14 protein-coding genes are annotated in these 16,384 nt (G+C 71.6%); 3 read left to right on the forward strand and 11 right to left on the reverse strand.

Going from position 1 to position 16,384, the window contains the following annotated elements; all coding sequences use genetic code 11:
• Nucleotides 1-61 precede the first annotated feature (61 nt).
• The 5 genes from ACZ7DE_RS20535 to ACZ7DE_RS20555 all read right to left on the reverse strand — a co-directional run bounded on the left by ACZ7DE_RS20535 (nucleotide 62) and on the right by ACZ7DE_RS20555 (nucleotide 6,751).
• Nucleotides 62-901, reverse strand: a complete 840-nt coding sequence (locus tag ACZ7DE_RS20535) for a carbohydrate ABC transporter permease (protein WP_470763165.1) — start codon at nucleotides 899-901, stop codon at nucleotides 62-64.
• The gene (locus ACZ7DE_RS20540) at nucleotides 898-2,256 is read right to left on the reverse strand and encodes an ABC transporter permease subunit (protein WP_470763167.1); all 1,359 of its coding nucleotides are present in this window, start codon (nucleotides 2,254-2,256) and stop codon (nucleotides 898-900) included. The genes ACZ7DE_RS20535 and ACZ7DE_RS20540 overlap by 4 nt, the downstream gene beginning before the upstream one ends.
• A gap of 6 nt (nucleotides 2,257-2,262) precedes the next feature.
• Entirely contained in the window at nucleotides 2,263-3,591 is a 1,329-nt protein-coding gene (locus ACZ7DE_RS20545; protein ID WP_470763169.1) for an ABC transporter substrate-binding protein, read from the reverse strand.
• Between the two features lie 59 nt (nucleotides 3,592-3,650).
• Nucleotides 3,651-5,273: a glycoside hydrolase family 13 protein gene (locus ACZ7DE_RS20550; protein ID WP_470763171.1), complete on the reverse strand. Its 1,623-nt coding sequence runs from the start codon at nucleotides 5,271-5,273 to the stop codon at nucleotides 3,651-3,653.
• Nucleotides 5,274-5,479: 206 nt separating this feature from the next.
• Nucleotides 5,480-6,751, reverse strand: coding sequence for an ABC transporter substrate-binding protein (locus ACZ7DE_RS20555; protein WP_470763173.1), 1,272 nt, complete (start codon nucleotides 6,749-6,751; stop codon nucleotides 5,480-5,482).
• Nucleotides 6,752-6,873: 122 nt separating this feature from the next.
• Between ACZ7DE_RS20555 and ACZ7DE_RS20560 the strand changes: the two genes are divergently transcribed.
• The 3 genes from ACZ7DE_RS20560 to ACZ7DE_RS20570 are packed head-to-tail and all read left to right on the forward strand — an operon-like array spanning nucleotide 6,874 to nucleotide 10,471.
• The gene (locus ACZ7DE_RS20560) at nucleotides 6,874-7,389 is read left to right on the forward strand and encodes a PadR family transcriptional regulator (RefSeq protein WP_470763175.1); all 516 of its coding nucleotides are present in this window, start codon (nucleotides 6,874-6,876) and stop codon (nucleotides 7,387-7,389) included.
• A complete protein-coding gene (locus ACZ7DE_RS20565) occupies nucleotides 7,386-8,135 on the forward strand; it encodes an ABC transporter ATP-binding protein (RefSeq protein WP_470763177.1) in 750 nt (249 codons plus the stop codon). The genes ACZ7DE_RS20560 and ACZ7DE_RS20565 overlap by 4 nt, the downstream gene beginning before the upstream one ends.
• A 53-nt stretch (nucleotides 8,136-8,188) precedes the next feature.
• On the forward strand, nucleotides 8,189-10,471 hold the full coding sequence (locus tag ACZ7DE_RS20570; RefSeq protein ID WP_470763179.1) for an ABC transporter permease: 2,283 nt from the start codon (nucleotides 8,189-8,191) through the stop codon (nucleotides 10,469-10,471).
• Between the two features lie 17 nt (nucleotides 10,472-10,488).
• Here ACZ7DE_RS20570 and ACZ7DE_RS20575 read toward each other — a convergent pair whose 3' ends face one another.
• From ACZ7DE_RS20575 to tpiA, 6 genes are all read right to left on the reverse strand, one after another.
• Nucleotides 10,489-11,415, reverse strand: coding sequence for a hypothetical protein (locus ACZ7DE_RS20575; RefSeq protein ID WP_470763181.1), 927 nt, complete (start codon nucleotides 11,413-11,415; stop codon nucleotides 10,489-10,491).
• A 108-nt stretch (nucleotides 11,416-11,523) separates the two neighbouring features.
• Nucleotides 11,524-13,176 carry a glucose-6-phosphate isomerase gene (pgi, locus tag ACZ7DE_RS20580; RefSeq protein ID WP_470763183.1) on the reverse strand — a complete coding sequence of 551 codons (1,653 nt, stop codon included), beginning with the start codon at nucleotides 13,174-13,176 and terminating at the stop codon, nucleotides 11,524-11,526.
• Nucleotides 13,177-13,249: 73 nt separating this feature from the next.
• Nucleotides 13,250-14,518, reverse strand: coding sequence for an MFS transporter (locus ACZ7DE_RS20585; protein ID WP_470763184.1), 1,269 nt, complete (start codon nucleotides 14,516-14,518; stop codon nucleotides 13,250-13,252).
• 152 nt (nucleotides 14,519-14,670) lie between these two features.
• The gene (locus tag ACZ7DE_RS20590; RefSeq protein WP_003957010.1) at nucleotides 14,671-15,006 is read right to left on the reverse strand and encodes an RNA polymerase-binding protein RbpA; all 336 of its coding nucleotides are present in this window, start codon (nucleotides 15,004-15,006) and stop codon (nucleotides 14,671-14,673) included.
• Nucleotides 15,007-15,217: 211 nt separating this feature from the next.
• On the reverse strand, nucleotides 15,218-15,454 hold the full coding sequence (secG, locus tag ACZ7DE_RS20595; protein WP_470763187.1) for a preprotein translocase subunit SecG: 237 nt from the start codon (nucleotides 15,452-15,454) through the stop codon (nucleotides 15,218-15,220).
• A 153-nt stretch (nucleotides 15,455-15,607) separates the two neighbouring features.
• On the reverse strand, nucleotides 15,608-16,384 hold the full coding sequence (tpiA, locus tag ACZ7DE_RS20600; RefSeq protein ID WP_470763189.1) for a triose-phosphate isomerase: 777 nt from the start codon (nucleotides 16,382-16,384) through the stop codon (nucleotides 15,608-15,610).

The raw sequence follows: 16,384 nt of genomic DNA on the forward strand, positions 1-16,384 counted from the left end.
AGGCCTTCGCGCCCCCGCCGCCCCGACCTGCCGCCCGCGGCCTCCCGGCGGGTCGGTCGGTCTACTTGACCGACCCCGCCATCACCCCCTGCACGAAGTGCCGCTGGAAGGCGAAGAACACCACCACCGGGACCACCAGCGACAGGAACGCGCCCGGCGCCAGCACGTCGACGTTGCTGCCGAACTGCCGTACCTGGGACTGCAGGGCGACCGTCAGCGGCTGCGCGGAGCTGTCGGCGAACAGCAGGGCCACCAGCATGTCGTTCCACACCCACAGGAACTGGAAGATGGCGAGGCTCGCGATGGCGGGCCGTCCCACCGGCAGCACCAGCCGGGTGAAGATGCGCCACTCGCTGCCGCCGTCCATCCGGGCCGCCTCCAGCATCTCCTTCGGCATCTCGGCGAAGTAGTTGCGCAGCAGGAACACCGCGAACGGCAGCCCGTAGGCCACGTGGAACAGCACCACGCCGGGAATCGTGCCGAACAGCCCCAGCTGCCCGAAGAGCTTGGCCACGGGCAGCAGCCCGATCTGCACGGGCACCACCAACAGCGCCACCACGCCCAGGAAGACGGCGTCCCGGCCCGGGAAGTCCAGCCAGGCGAACGCGTATCCGGCGAGCGCCGCGAGGACCACGACCAGGACGGTCGTCGGCACCGAGATGAGCACCGTGTTCCAGAACGCCTGCGTCATCCCGGAGTTCTTCAGCAGCGCCGAGTAGTTGTCGAAGGACAGCTGGCCGGGGGCGGCGAACACCGTCCACCAACCGCCCTTCGCGGTGTCCTGGGCGGATCGCAGCGAGGAGAGGAACAGCCCCGCGAGCGGTGTCACCCAGACCAGGCCGACCAGTACGAGGAGAACCTGCACGACACCGTTGCCCAGGCCGCGCCGTACCGCGTTCATCGCTGACTCCTTCGGAAACGACGGACGTTGAAGACCATGGCCGGGACCACCAGGAGCAGAAGCAGGACCCCGAGGGCGCTGCCCAGCCCCTGGTTGTTGCCGCCGCCGAACGACACGAGCCACATCTGCGTCGCGAGCACGGTCGCGTCCTCCTGCACCGGGCCCGGCGCGATGATGTAGACGAGGTCGAAGACCTTCATCACGTTGATCACCAGCGTCACGAAGACCACGGTCAGGACCGGCGCCAGCAGCGGCACGGTGATCCGCCGGAAGATCTGCCACTCGTTCGCCCCGTCCATCCGCGCGGCTTCCAGTGCGTCCCGGGGCAGCGCCGCGAGTCCGGCGCCGATCAGCACCATCGCGAAGCCGGTCCAGATCCACAGGTACGCGCCGATGATCGCCGGCGTGACGAGAGCAGGTCCGAGCCAGGAGACGCCGTCGTACGGCTGCGCGAAGTTCGACGCGGGCAGCTTCAGCGTGTACGAGCCGGCGTCCAGCCCCGGGAAGCGGAAGGAGCCGTCCGACGCCGTCGTGGTGCTCGCGACCGTGCTGCCGTCGCGCACCGCCTCGACCTTCGTCTGCGGCAGTCCGCTCTCCCGCGGGTCGACCTTGCCCTGTTCCCCTCCCCCACCGGGCGTGAAGTCCAGGTAGACCACCCCGCGCAGTTCGTCCGGCGCGGCGGTGCGGCCCGCGGCCGGGTACGCGGGCTCGGCGCCCGCGGGCAGTTCCTTCGGTGGGACGCCGACCAGGGCGAGCGCCACCGAGTGGCCCGGTGACACATGTGCGCTCGTCCGGTACGAGCCGTCCGCCCCCGAGGTGAGTGCCCCGCCTTCGCGGACCCGGGCCGCGGGATACGGCGACGTGCCCTGGAAGGCGTCGTGGACCGAGACGACGGCGGCGTTCAGGACGCCCTTGTCGGGGTCCTCGTCGTACGCCATCCGGAAGATGATGCCCGCGGCCAGGAAGGACACCGCCATCGGCATGAACAGCAGCAGTTTGAAGGCCGTCGCCCAGCGGACCTTCTCCACCAGGACGGCGAGGACCAGGCCGAGGCCGGTGAGCAGGGCCGGCGCGACGACGACCCAGACGGCCGTGTTGCGGACGGCCTTGAGGGTGGCCGGGTCGCGGAACATCTCGCTGTAGTTCTCGCCGCCGACGAAGCGGGTGCCGGACGCGTCGAAGAAGCTACGGCCGATCGAGAACAGCACGGGATAGACGACGAGCGCGCCGAGCAGGAGCAGCGCCGGGAACGCGAACAGCAGGGCGATGATCCGGCCACGCCGCCGTGTGCGCCGGGTACGGGCGGCGGCGCCGGCGGGCGGTGCACCCGCCTCTTTCACAAGGGTCGCGGTCATGCCCCGTCAGCCCTTGTACGCCTTGGCGGCCGCGGCCTCGAGCCGTGCCGCGGTCCCCTTCGGGTCCGACGGGTCGCGCAGGAAGTCCTGGAGCAGCTTCCACTCCCCGGCGCCCTTGGTGCCGCCGAACGCCGCCGGGGCCTGGTCGGACATGTCGAAGCGGACCGAGTCCCCGGCCCCCACGAGGGACTTGGCGGTCGCGCGGGTGACGTCGTCGCCGTACGAGGCGAGGTCGAGCGCCTTGTTGGGGGACAGGAAGCCGCCGGTCTTCGCCCACACGGCCGCGGCCTCGGGGGTCGCCAGGTACTCCAGGAGCGCCATGCCCGCCTTGGCGTTCTTGCCGTCCTTCAGCACCACGGCCGCGTCGCCGCCGCTGACCACCGGGGCTTTGCCGCCGTCGACCGCGGGGAAGGGGAAGAAGTTCGCGTCCTGGCCGATCGTCTTGCCGAACTGGTCCTTGGCGACACCGGCGACGAAGTCGCCCTCGTAGACCATGCCCGCCTCGGCCTTGGGCCCGAACACCTTCTCCACCGAGCCCGGGAAGTCGGTGTTCAGGGCCTCCTTCTGGCCGCCCGCGATCAGCTGCTTGTCCTTGAACAGCTCGCCGAGCGTGCCGAGCGCCTTGACCACGGACGCGTCGGTCCACGGCAGCTTGTGGGCGGCGAGGGCGTCGTACTTCTCGGGTCCGGCCTGGGAGAGGTAGACGTTCTCGAACCAGTCGGTGAGCGTCCAGCCGTCCTGCCCGGCCACCGAGAAGGCGGCGAGACCGGAGTCGGAGACGGTGTGTCCGGCCTTCAGCAGGTCGTCGTACGTCGTCGGCGTCTTGACGCCGGCCTGGGTGAGGGCGTCGGGGCTGTACCAGACCGTCGACTTGTGGGCGGCCTTGAAGTAGAGGCCGTAGAGCGTGCCGTCGACGCTGCCGTAGTTCTTCCACACCTTCGCGTAGTTGGCGTCGACCGCCTGCTGCGTGGTCTTGGACAGCGGCTTGAGCCAGCCGCTCTTCGCGAACTGCTGCAACACGCCGACCTGCGGGACCATCACCACGTCGGGCGCGTTGCCGCCCTCGATCTTGCTGCCGACGACGGTGGAGACGTTGTCCCCGGTGGACACGAACTGCGTCTTGGCGCCGGTCTTCTCGCTGAACGCGTCCAGCACCTTCTGGAAGTTCTTCTGCTCGCTGCCGGACCAGACGCCGGCCACGGTGACCGTCTGACCGCTGAGCGCCTGGTCGCCGCCGCCGGCCGCGACCGGGCCGCCGCCTCCGCAGGCGGTGGCGCCGAGCGCCAGGGCGAGGGCGGTGCAGCTCGCGAGCAGGGCGGTACGTCGTCGCATCATCGTTGATGTCCCTTCGGGGGGTGGGGAAATGACGGTCGATCGGGTCGATCGGGGGTGGGTCAGAGGTCGCCGAGCCACCAGGCCGCCGTCGAACCGGGGAGCACCCCGGCCGGGCAGGGGCCGCTGGACAGCAGAGGTGTGCCGGAGACCGGCGCGGGCTGGGGCGTCGTACCGAAGTTGACGGCGCAGACGAGGCCGTCGCCGCGGGCGAAGGCGAGGACGCCGGGCGGGGTGTCCAGCCAGTGCAGCGCGCCTTCGCCCAACTGGGGGAGTGCGGCGCGCAGTTGGAGGCCGTCGCGGTACAGGTGCCAGAAGGAGCGGGTGTCGGCGAGGGCGCGGTCGGTGGCGTACTCGGCGAAGTACTCGGGCTGCGGCAGCCACGGCCGGGCGCTTTCGGCGCCGGAGGTGAAGCCGAACGGTGACGCCTGCCCCGACCAGGGCAGCGGAACCCGGCAGCCGTCGCGGATGCGGGCGCGGCTGCCGGTGCGGTGGAAGATCGGGTCGGTGAGCACGTCGTCGGGCAGGTCCACGACCTCGGGCAGGCCGAGTTCCTCGCCCTGGTAGATGTACGCGGCTCCGGGCAGCGCCAGCATCAGCAGCGCGGCGGCGCGGGCGCGGGCGGGGCCGAGCCCGCTGCCTTCCGTGGCGGGTTCGCCGTAGCGGGTGACGGTACGGACCTGGTCGTGGTTGTTGAGGACCCAGGTGACCGTGGAGCCGGTGCCGGCGATGTCCTGCATGGCCTCGGAGATGACCTTGCGGAAGGCTTCGGGGTCCCAGGGGGCGCTGAGCAGGTCGAAGAAGAAGGCCTGGTGCAGCTCGTCCGGGCGGACGTACCGGGCGTGTTCGCGGGCGGTCGGGACCGAGACCTCGCCGACGAGGAGCCGCTCGCGTCCGTCGCGTGCCGCGTACGCGTCGCAGACCGAGCGCCAGTGCCGCCACACGTCGTGCACCTCGGGCTGGTTCCAGGCGAGCGGGTTGACCGAGTCGCGGGTGCGGGCGTCGGCCTCCGGGTCCGGGGAGTCGGGCAGACCGGGGTGCTTGAAGAGGCCGGCCGCCACGTCGATGCGGAAGCCGTCGACGCCCCGGTCGAGCCAGAAGCGCAGCGTCCGGTCGAACTCCTCGGCCACCTCGGGGTTGCGCCAGTTCCAGTCGGGCTGCTCGGGCGTGAACATGTGCAGGTACCACTGGCCGGGGCGGCCGTCGGCCTCGGTCACCCGGCTCCAGGCCGGGCCGCCGAACATGGCGTGCCAGTTGTTGGGCGGTTCGGCGCCGTCCGGTCCGCGACCGTCGGCGAAGTGGAAGCGGGCGCGTGCCGTGCTGCCGGGGGCGGAGGCGAGCGCCTCGCGGAACCAGGGGTGCTCGCTGGAGCAGTGGTTGGGGACGATGTCGAGGAGCACCCTGACGCCGAGCCGCCGGGCGGCCGCCATCAGCAGGTCGAACTCGGCGAGGTCGCCGAAGACCGGGTCGACGTCGCGGTAGTCGGCGACGTCGTAGCCGTGGTCGTGCTGCGGCGAGGGGTAGAAGGGGCTCAGCCAGATCCCGTCGACGCCCAGTTTCCTGAGGTACGGCAGTCCGGCCCGGACCCCGGCGAGGTCGCCGATCCCGTCGCCCGTGCTGTCCAGGAAGCTGCGGACGTAGACCTGGTAGATCACGGCGTCGCGCCACCAAGGGAGCCTGTTCAACCCATTGACCCGTCTCTGTGAAAGCCCTGCGGTAAGACCCGCGGTAAGCCCTGCGGTTATGCATGCATGTTAAGTAGGGGTGTCGCGAGGGTGTCAATGAATAGGCGCAAGCTACTGAGCAGTTGGCCAGTGATATCCGGACTTATCCGGGCACTATGAGGCAAGGTGAGACCGCTGCGTTACCTAACATGTAACTAGGGAGGGATTCAGCGGTTCGAAATGGCCGCGAGCTCCCGGGCCAGCCGCCGCACCGCGTCCTCGGGCGTCTCGCGCCCGGTCATCGCGTCGCGCACGACCGCCTGCACCACCAGGCTGACCTGGTCGTACCGCGCGCTCTTCGGGCGCGGGGCGGCCGTGAGCACACTCGCGCGCAGGGTCGGCAGATACGGGAATCGCCGCACCAGCTCGGGGTCCTCGTACAGCGCGGCGCGGACCGGCGGCAGCGCGCCGCGCGTCAGGACCTGGCGCTGGACGGGCTCGCTGGTGAGGTACGCCAGCAGCCGCGCGGCCGAGTCGGGGTGCCGGGCGTGGGCGCTGACGGCCAGGTTGGAGCCCCCGAGGACGCTCCGGCCCGGCCCGTCGGGTCCGGGCAGCGGCACGGCGCCGATCCTCCCGGCGACCGGGGAGCCCTCGGCGGACGCCACGGCGTAGGCGTAGGGCCAGTTGCGGAGGAAGAGCAGGCGGCCGTCCCGGAAGGCCCGCTTGGACTCCTCCTCCTTGTACGTCAGCGCCTGTCTCGGGATCCAGCCCTCGCGCACGCCCCGGGCCAGGAACCCGATGCCCTCGCGGGCGGCCGCGGAGTTCACGGTGACCCGGGCGCCCTCGTCGCCGAGGATCGTGCCGCCCGCCGAGTAGACGGCCTCGGCCGCGTTGACGGTGAGGCCCTCGTAGGGCAGGAACTGGCCCGCGTACCCGTCGAGCCCGTGCTTCGGGGCGATGGTCTTCGCGTCCCGTTCCAGCTCGGCCCAGGTGCGCGGCGGCGGGACGCCCTCCGCGGCGAGGACGTCCTTGCGGTAGAGGAGCAGGCCGGCGTTGGTCACGTACGGGACGGCGTAGAGACGGTCGTCGTAGGTCGCCGTGTCCACGACCGGCCGCAGGAAGGTCTTCAGCGGGAAGCGGTCGCGCGGGAGCGGACGGATCCAGCCCGCCGCGGCGAACTCCGGGGTCCAGTTGACGTCGATGTTGAGGACGTCGAACCGGCTGCGGTCGCCGTCACGCAGGTCGGTGGCCATCTGCGCATGGGTCTCGTCGGCGGAGTCGGGCAGCTCGACCAGCGTGACCCGCTCGCCGGGGTGGGCGCGGTTCCAGCCCTCGAGGAGGGGGCCGAGGTAGCCGGTGAGGTCCCCCGCGGTGGCCAGGGTGAGCGGGCCGCGGTCCCCCGCCGTCCCGTCGTCGGCGTGCGCGCCGGAGGCGACGTGACCGGTCAGGACCACCACGAGGACGAGAAGGCCCCTACCGGCGGCGTGGATCCACCGCATAGGTTCCTCCCTGTACACCGGCGCCGGGCGCCTTCGCCCTTCGTCAGGGGCCATGTATACCCGTTAGGTATGGGCGATACTAGGGCCTGGAGCACATTACGCCGACGAGGAGGACAGCACGAGTGCGCCTGCCCCTGCTGGCCCTCCTCGCGCGTGGCCCCGCCCACGGTTACGAGCTCAAGCAGGACCTTGAGCAACTGCTGGGGTCCGCGTACCCTCAGCCCAACGTCGGCCAGATCTACGTCACCCTCGGCCGCCTCGAGAAGACGGGACTGATCGAGGGCGAAGAGGTCGAACAGTCGAGCCGGCCCAACAAGAAGATCTACCGTCTCACCGACGCCGGGCGGGACGAGCTGCGCGCCTGGTACGCGGAGACCGCGGACGAGCCGCGGGTACGGGACGAGTTCTTCATGAAGCTGGCCCTCGCCCCGCAGACCGGCCTCGCCGACCAGATCGCCCTCATCAACAAACAGCGGCGCCAGTACCTCACCACCATGCGCAACCTGTCGAAACTGGCCGCCGCCGAGAACCGGGACAACCGCGTCGCGCACCTCCTGATCGAGGGCGCGATGCTGCACCTGCAGGCCGACCTCGACTGGCTGGAACGGTGCCAGGAAGAGCTGGAGGAGCTGGAGTGAGCGACAGTCCCGCTCCCGTGCTGCGCGCCGAACGCCTCGTCAAGACGCACCACGGCGAGGGCGCCCCGGCGCATGCCGTGCGCGGGGTCGACCTGCGCGTACGGCAGGGCGAGTTCGTGGCGATCACCGGCCCGTCCGGCGCCGGCAAGTCGACGCTGCTGCACCTGCTGGGCGGACTGCAGCGGCCGGACGGCGGCAGCATCTGGCTGGACGGCGAGTGCACCGACGCCTACAGCGAGGCGCGCTGGGCGGTGGAGCGAAGGAAGCGCATCGGGATCGTCTTCCAGTTCTTCAACCTGGTGTCGAACCTGTCGGTCGCCGACAACGTGGAGCTGCCCGCCCTGCTCGCCGGGGTCTCCCCCCGCCAGGCGCGCACCGAGCGGGAGGGGCTGCTGGCCGAGCTGGGGCTGACCGGCAAGGAGCGGAGCATGCCGGGCGAGCTGTCCGGCGGCGAGCAGCAGCGGGTCGCGCTGGCCCGGGCCCTGGTCAACCATCCGCCGCTGCTGCTGGCCGACGAGCCCGCGGGCAGCCTGGACAGCAAGGGCACCCGCGAGGTGACGCGGCTGCTGACCCGCTTCCACCAGCGCGGCCAGACGATCGTGCTGGTCACCCATGACGCCCGGCTGGCGAGCGCCGCGGACCGGGTGATCAGCTTCTTCGACGGACGGATCGCCGACGACGCGGAACTGGACGGCCCGCCCACGCGCGCGGCCGGGACGGCCGGCGTGCTGGAGCTCAGGGACTGACATGCGAGTGGACGACCGTGCCGTCGCGTGGCGCGAGACGAGAGGCTGAGCCCGTGCGAGCCATCCTGCGCTGGGCGCACTCCGATCTGCGCACCCACCGCGGCGAGGCGCTGTTCCTCGTCCTCGCCACCGCCGGCATCGTCGTCTCGCTGCTGCTGGCCACGGCCCTGTTCGGGTACGCCACCAACCCCTGGCAGCGGGTCTTCACGCAGGCGCGCGGCGCGCACGTGTGGATCCACACCGGCCCGTCCGCGCAGGTGGACAAGGTGGCGGGGCTGGACGGCGTCGAGTCCACCGCGGGTCCCTACCCCACCGCCTCCGCCACCCTCGCCTCCCGGGGCGCACGCGCCTTCGTAGAACTGCGCGGCACGCCCGCACGGCCCACCGTGGGCCGTCCGCTCCTGACGTCCGGCACCTGGCTGAACCCCGCCACCGCGGACGGCGTGGTCCTGGAGAGCCGCCTCGCCCGCGCGCTGCTGGCCGAACCCGGCGACGTCCTCACCCTGCCGGGCACCGCGCGCAGGCTGACCGTCCTCGGCGTCGCCGACAGCGCCGAGCCGCGCTACCGCCCGGGCGAGCAGCCGGGGCTGGTGTGGGCGCTCCCGTCCGCCGTGCCCGATCCGGACGGCGAGGTGATCGGACTGCGCCTGGCGGACCCCGACGACACGGACTACGCCGTGCAGCGCGCGGTGACGGTGCTCGGCGCCGGCGCCGTGAGCGAGGTCTCCACCTGGCAGCAGGCCCGGGCCGAGGCACAGGGCGACAACCGGCTCCTCGGGCAGGTGCTGGGCCTGTTCGGGCTGGGCGCGCTGGTCGCGGCGGGGCTCGCGGTGCACGGGGCGATCGCCACCCGCATCCGGGGCCATCTGCGGGACATCTCCGTCCTCAAGGCGATCGGCTTCACTCCGGGCCAGGTCGTCCGCGTCTTCCTGTTCCAGCACATCGCGTACGCGCTGCTGGGCGCCGTGACCGCGGCGGCGCTCACCCAGGCCCTGGGCAGCCGGATCCCGGGACGCCTGGGCGACGCCGTCGGCGTGTGGCAGGGGCTGCCCGGCCACGCCGTGGCGCTGTCCGCGGTGCCGGCGGGGGCGGTGCTGTTCATCGGTGCGACGACCGGCCTCGCGGCCTGGCGGGCGGGGCGGGTGCCGCCGGTGCCGGTGCCGCGACCGGCCGCCGCCGTGGGCGGGCGGCTCTCGGGCCTCGCGCGCCGGGCGCTCGGGCTGCGGCTGCCGCCCGCGCTGGTGCTCGGCTGGCACAAGGCGTTCCCGGGGCGCCCGCGGTCGCTGGCGACGGTGGCCCGGCTGACCCTGCCGCTGCTGCTGATCGTGGTCGCGATGAGCGCCTGGACCACCATCGACCGGTTCCACAGCAGCCCCGAGCAGATCGGCCTGCCCGCCGCGCTCACCGCCCACGCGGACTCCGGCCTGAGCGACGCGGACGCCCGCGCCCTGCTCGAGCGCGATCCGCAGGTCGCCGCCGCCCACCCCGGCGTGGAGGTGGCGGCCCTGGTGCCGGGCCAGACGGCCACCATCGCGCTGCGCGGCCTCGGCACCAGCCGGGATCCCTACCCCTACGCCCTGGCGGAGGGCCGCCCCGCGCGGGGCCGCGACGAGGCGGTGGCCGGACAGGGCCTCCTCGACCTGCTCGACGTGCGGGTGGGCGACTGGGTGCGGATGACCGTCGGCGAGCAGCCGCAGATCCTGCACATCGTGGGCCGCAGCATCGAACCGGAGAACGCCGGGCGGGTGATCACCACCTCGCTGGACACCCTCCGCGAGAACGACCCGCGCCTCGGCCCCACCCTCTACCAGCTCCGGCTGCGCCCCGGCGCCGACCCGCGGGAGGTGGCCGGACGGCTGACCGCCGCCGGGCAGGGTCATCTGGACGTGCACGCCGTGACGAACCCGGCCGACGGGCTGTCACCCCTGCGCGGAGTGGTCGCGGGCCTGATCGCCGTCCTCGCCCTGATCGGGCTGATCGAGCTGCTGACCGCGATCGGCGGCACGGTACGCGAGGGCGAGCGGGACCTGCTCGCCCTCAAGGCCGTCGGCCTGTCCCCCCGGCAGATCACCGCCGTCACCGTCACGGCCACCGGCTGCACCGCGCTGGCCGCGGTCCTGGCCGCCACGGCCCTGGGCACACCCCTCGCCCACTGGCTGATCGACGTCCAGGGCAGGTCGAGCGGCATCGGCGCCGGAATCGCCCGGGGACCGTCCCCGGTCCTGCTGGCGCTGTTCGGCGCGGCGGCGGTGCTGGGCGCGTCCGCCCTCGCCGCCCTGCCGGCGTCCCGCGCGGCCCGGCGGCGACTCGCGGACACCCTGAGCGCGGTGGCCTGACCCCGCGGCCCTCCCGGTCACCCGCCGCGGGAACGGCCGTCGCGGTACGGCGGCCTCGGCGCATACGGGTTCGCACCGCCGTCCCCGTACGGGTTGCCCCGGTGGTACGGCTGCCCCTGGCCCGGCGCGAACGGAACGCCGTAGGGGTGGTGGTACGGGTTGCCGTACGGGTTCCCCGGCGGCGGGACCTGGGCCAGCGACGGCGGCAGGGTCGCCGGGTGGGCCGTGAGGCGGATGCCGTAACGGCGCTTGAGCCGGCGGGTCTCCAGCAGGGCGATGCCCGTGACGGTCAGCGGAGCGCCCAGGATGAAGACGACGCCCATGGTGAGGCTCAGGCCGTGCAGGTCGCCGGTGACGAGGTCGGGGACGGCCATCAGCCAGGTCGTCACCGTGGCCAGCAGGGGCGGCAGGCAGCGGTGCACGGCGGCGGTGCCGAAGAAGTTGCCGGAGAGGCGCACGGCGCCCGCCATCACGAAGATCGCCAGCCACAGGCCGAGAAGGGTGAGCAGCATCCTCGGGACCACCCCCAGCGACTCGCTCCACTGGAAGATCCCGACGGTGGTGAACACGCAGCCGATGAAGAGCAGCAGCAGCTTGAGCGAGTCGACGAGCGGGACCTTCAGCTGCCGCACGGTGCCGGTGCGTCGCCAGACGAAGAGCATCACGCCGACCGTCAGCGGGGTGAGGAAGAACAGCACGGCGGAGGCGATCGCCGTGTTCTCCAGCATTTCCTCGACGGCGAAACCGCCCTCGACGAAGGTGTAGACGCCGATCGCCGCCACCGCCCCGGCGACGATCCTGACCCGCTTGAGCGTCTCGACCGTCGGATCGAGCGAGGGCGGTATCCACACCGGGTGGAACACCGCCCGCGCCACACGATGGGGCTTGAGGAACGAGCGGACGGTGAGCGAGCCGTCGGTCCATCTCCTGCGTGCACTGGTCACGTCGCGACTCCCCCGAGCCATCGGTCACATGATCGCCGGGGAGTCTACGGGAGACGGACGCACACGCGCCGTCCGCCTCCCGTCGCGGGCTTCTCCCGCCCGGCGCCGCTACCGGCCGCGCAGTTCCCGGTACTTGGCGACCAGGGCCCGGGTGGAGGCGTCCAGTCCGGGTACCTGCGCCCCCTCGGTGAGGGCGGGTTCGACGCGCTTGGCGAGGACCTTGCCGAGCTCCACGCCCCACTGGTCGAAGGAGTCGATGTTCCACACCGCGCCCTGCACGAACACCTTGTGCTCGTAGAGCGCGACGAGCTGACCGAGGACCGAGGGGGTCAGCTCACGGGCGAGGATCGTGGTCGTGGGGTGGTTGCCCTTGAACGTCTTGTGGGCCACCAGCTCCTCCGGCACGCCCTCCGCCCGCACCTCCTCCGGCGTCTTGCCGAAGGCCAGCGCCTGGGTCTGGGCGAAGAAGTTGGCCATCAACAGGTCGTGCTGCGCCCTGAGTTCGTCGCTCAGCTCGGCGATCGGCTCGGCGAAGCCGATGAAGTCGGCCGGGATGAGCTTCGTGCCCTGGTGGATCAACTGGTAGTAGGCGTGCTGCCCGTTGGTGCCCGGCGTGCCCCAGACGACGGGACCGGTCTGCCACTCCACCTCCTTGCCGTCCCGACCGACGGACTTGCCGTTGGACTCCATGTCCAGCTGCTGGAGGTAGGCGGCGAACTTGGACAGGTAGTGGCTGTAGGGCAGTACGGCGTGCGACTGGGCGTCGTGGAAGTTGCCGTACCAGATGCCCAGCAGGCCCAGCAGCAGCGGCACGTTGGACTCGGCCGGCGCGGTGCGGAAGTGCTCGTCGACCACGTGGAAGCCGTCGAGCATCTCGCGGAAGCGGTCCGGGCCGACGGCGATCATCAGGGAGAGGCCGATGGCCGAGTCGTAGGAGTAACGGCCGCCGACCCAGTCCCAGAACTCGAACATGTTGGCGGTGTCGATGCCGAAGTCGGAGACCTTCTCGGCGTTGGTCGACAGGGCGACGAAGTGCTTGGCGACGGCCGCCTCTCCCCCGCCCAGCGCGTCCAGCAGCCAGGTGCGGGCCGAGGTGGCGTTGGTGATCGTCTCGATGGTGGTGAACGTCTTGGAGGCGATGATGAACAGCGTCTCGGCCGGGTCCAGGTCGCGGGTGGCCTCGTGCAGGTCGGCGCCGTCCACGTTGGACACGAAACGGACCGTGAGGTCGCGGTCGGTGTAGGCGCGCAGCACCTCGTAGGCCATCGCCGGGCCCAGGTCGGACCCGCCGATGCCGATGTTGACGACGTTCCTGATGCGCCGGCCGGTGTGGCCGGTCCAGACGCCCGAGCGGACACGCTCGGCGAAGTCGGCCATCTTGTCCAGGACGGCGTGCACCTCGGGGACGACGTTCTTCCCGTCGACCTCGATCACCGCGTCGCGCGGGGCGCGCAGGGCGGTGTGCAGGACCGCGCGGTCCTCGGTGGTGTTGATCTTCTCGCCGCGGAACATGGCGTCCCGCAGACCGAAGACGTCGGCGGCGGCGGCCAGCTCGCGCAGCAGCCGCAGCGTCTCGTCGGTGACGAGGTGCTTGGAGTAGTCGATGTGCAGGTCACCGACCTGCACCGTGTATCCGGCGCCGCGCTCGGGGTCGGCCGCGAACAGCTCGCGCAGCCCTGCCTCGCCGAGTTCCTCGCGGTGTTTGGCCAGAGCGGTCCACTCGGGCGTCTGGTTGAGCCTCGTACGGCCGTCTGCGTTCATGTCGGACTTCAGCCCTTCCTCACCTGTCCGTGCTGTTCAGCACGCCTTGCCCCGCCGCTCCCAACCTAGTTGATCAGGAGGTGACGTGAGCGGTCGCGGCACCGCCCTGCGGGGCAACAACAGGTACGTCCGCCTTGCCCGCGGGTATCAACGCGGCGACGGCGAGTGCGAAGAGCAGGGCCGCCAGCAGTGCGGGCGCGTTGAGACCGAAGGCCCCCGCCGCCGCTCCGCCGAGCAGGGCGCCGGTCGGGGCGCCGGAGGTGGAGGCCGTCCGGAACGCGGAGGCGATGCGGCCCACCATGGGCCCCGGGCTGCGCTGCTGCATCAGCGTGATCTGGTTGACGTTCCACACCATGTTCATGGAGCCGAGCAGCAGCATGCCCACGAACAGGGCGCCGAGGTGCTGGACGGTGCCCATCAGCAGCAGCGACGCCGTCTGGATCGACCCGCCGAGCAGCAGGGCTCGGGCCCGGCCGACGCGGCGCGCGATCCGCTGGGCGAGGAGACCGCCGCCGAGGCTGCCGAGCGCGTACACCGTCATGGCGGCGGCGAACCCGGTGTCGCCGGCGTGCAGCCAGCGCGTCACGTGCAGCACCAGGGTGGCGATCAGGGCGCCCATGCCGATGTTGCACAGCAGGGTGGCCAGGCAGACCGACCGCAGGACGCGGTCGTGCCACAGATGACGCAGACCGTCGCCGATCTCGGCGCGCAGGGTGCTGCCCGCGGGGCGCGGCTCCCGCGCCGGCGGCCGCACCCGCAGGGACGCCACCAGCGCCGCGGCCAGCAGATACGTGCCCGCGTCAGCCGCGAACGGCAGGAACGCGCCGATACCGAACAGCAGCGGCACGACCGGGCCGGCCAGCAGACCGCCCGCGAGCTGTTGGCCTGTCATAAGACGGGCGTTGGCCCCGCCGAGGACCTCCGCGTCCACCAGGGAGGGCAGCAGGGCGGTGGACGCGTTGTCGAAGAGCGTCTGAAGCGTGGTCAGCAGGAAGGCGAGAGCGAGCAGCAGGGGGAGGGAGGCGTGGCCGAGGCCCACGGCGAGCGCGAAGGCGGCGACGAGCAGACCGCGCACGGTGTCCACGGCCCACATCGCACGCCGCTGGTCGACCCGGTCGGCGACGGCTCCGCCGAGCAGTCCGAACAGCAGCCACGGAAGGTAGCCGCAGGCGGTGACGGAGGCGATGACCAGGGGCTCGTCGGTGAGCCGGACGGCGAGCAGGGGCAGCGCCGTCGCCCGCAGCGCGTCACCGAAGCTCGAGATCACCGCGGCGCCCCACAACCGCCCGAAACCCCCGCGCCACGCGGGTGCGCGCACCCCCGTCGTGCCGACTGTCGCCACAACTCCCCCTCACGGCTCGCCGGTTCACCGTGCACACGGGAACCGCTGCGAAAACCGTAGAGGGCACCACTGACAATCGCCCGGCGGACGGAGGGCCGTCCACGCGGAACGAGTGCGGCCGGACGCCCTCAGCGCCCGGCCGGTCCCGACTCCTAGATCTCGCCCCGCAGTTTGGCGAGCGCCTCGGCGAGGATCGCCTCGCCGTCCGCGTCGCTGCGCCGCTCCCGCACATAGGCGAGGTGCGTCTTGTAGGGCTCGGTGCGCGGCGGGTCCGGGGGGTTGTCCCGGTCCTGTCCGGCCGGGAACCCGCAGCGGGGGCAGTCCCAGGTGTCGGGGACCTGCGCGTCGCTGGCGAAGCTGGGCTGCGTCTCGTGTCCGTTGGAGCACCAGAAGGAGATGCGCAGACGGGGCGCGGACTCGCCCCGCTCGGCCTCGCCCATCGGCCCCGCCCCGACCCGGCTTCCTCGGATCGCGTTGCCACTTGCCACGGTCGTAACTCCCTGCGTGATGGTGCCGCAAAGCGAGTCGGCGTTTCGCTTCGCTGCGAGCGCCTCAGTCTACGTAAGGCCCAACGCGCGTCCAGTGATTGGAGTTACAGCTCCCACACCTAGACGCAAGCCCCATGATAGGCCGCGCTCAGCTGCGCGTACCGAACATGGGGCCTTACGTACCGGAATGTGCGTGCCTGTGAAAGGCTGATCAGTTGTTCGTCTTCATCAGGATGCCGAGGACGATGATGGAGGCGAACCACAGCAGACCGATCACGACGGTGATGCGGTCGAGGTTGCGCTCGGCGACCGAGGAGCCGCCGACGGAGGACTGCATGCCGCCGCCGAACATGTCGGAGAGGCCGCCGCCCTTCCCCTTGTGCATCAGCACCAGCAGCATCAGCAACAGGCTGAAGACGATCAGGGCGATCGAGAACCCCAAAACCACGGCTGGACCAACTTCCTCGGATTCGGATAACGACTCGGATGAACAGCGGGGGCATAGCGTCAGCCGCTATGCCCCCGCAAGGGTACGACGGATCGCCGCTACCGCATACTCACAGCTCGGATCACCGTCGGATCACTGTGGGTCACCGTCGGATCACTGGTCGCGGAACCGCACGATCTTGACGAACTCCTCGGCGTCCAGCGAGGCGCCGCCGACCAGCGCGCCGTCGATGTCGGCCTGCGCCATGATCTCGGCGACGTTGCCGGACTTCACGGAGCCGCCGTACTGGATGCGGACCCCGTCGGCCAGCTCCTGGGTGTAGAGCTCGGCGATCTTCGCGCGGATGGCGGCGCAGACCTCCTGCGCGTCCTCGGCTCCGCAGACCTTGCCGGTGCCGATGGCCCACACGGGCTCGTAGGCGATCACGACGGACTCGGCCTGCTCGGCCGGGAGGTCCTTCAGACCACCCTCGACCTGGGCGAGCGTGTGGGAGACGTGGTTGCCCGCCTCGCGGACGTCCAGCTCCTCGCCCACGCACAGGATGGGGGTCAGGCCGTGCTTGTAGGCGGCCTTGACCTTGGCGTTCACCAGCTCGTCGGTCTCGTTGTGGTACTGACGGCGCTCCGAGTGGCCGACCGCCACGAACGTGCACTTCAGCTTGGCGAGCATCGGACCGGAGATCTCGCCGGTGTAGGCGCCGGAGTCGTGCGCCGAGATGTCCTGGGCGCCGTACTTGATCTTCAGTTTGTCGCCGTCGACCAGGGTCTGCACGGAGCGCAGGTCGGTGAACGGCGGCAGGACGGCGACCTCGACGGCGTCGTAGTCCTTGTCGGACAGGGCGAAGGCGAGCTTCTGGACGTGGGCGATGGCCTCGAGGTGGTTGAGGTTCATCTTCCAGTTGCCCGCCATCAGCGGCGTGCGAGTGGTCAT

The organism is Streptomyces sp. NPDC037083 (assembly GCF_055606485.1).